This window comes from Pseudomonas corni, from assembly GCF_057128765.1.
On record NZ_JBSKHW010000047.1, the window covers coordinates 1 to 548 of the forward strand.

General features: G+C 60.4%; 1 pseudogene. It reads left to right on the forward strand.

Annotated elements, in window-relative coordinates:
- Positions 1-76 precede the first annotated feature (76 nt).
- Positions 77-548, forward strand: a pseudogene (locus ACWKV9_RS27705) (hypothetical protein); the annotation flags it as partial.

The following is a 548-nucleotide window of genomic DNA, read 5'->3' on the forward strand; positions in this document are numbered from 1 at the left end:
GAAGCGGTTAAGACACTACTGTTTCGGTCTCAACGAAACCGAACGGCAGGAATATTACCGGGCGCAGGCTCCCATATTGCCCACCGGTGATGGCGGTCCGGTTCCGATGCCGGTCGACCCGGAAGCGGACGCGCTCCCTTCCGTAAAAAACTGGAGCCATCCGTTCCGCGATAAAAACCACTCGCTTCACCAACTGACTCACCTGGCCAAAGCCGCCGCCGGTTTCTACCCGTTGGGCGTCAACGGGCTTTGGCACGGCGGCGTGCATTTTGATGGAGGCACCGCTGGCACCGTGGATCAATCCAGCGTGCATTGCCTGGCCGACGGCGAAGTGGTGGCTTATCGCATTGATCAGCACTCGCCGAGCACTGGCTACATCGCCCACAAGTCGCCGGTGCTCAGGCCGTTCTCGCGCAACTTCGTGCTGGTGCGCCACCGCCTTCAGCCGCCGAAGATCGACGGCAGCCCAGACATACCACCGAGCCTGATCGTCTACAGCCTGTACATGCACCTGCAGGATTGGGCCGTTTATCAAGATAACCCGGAGA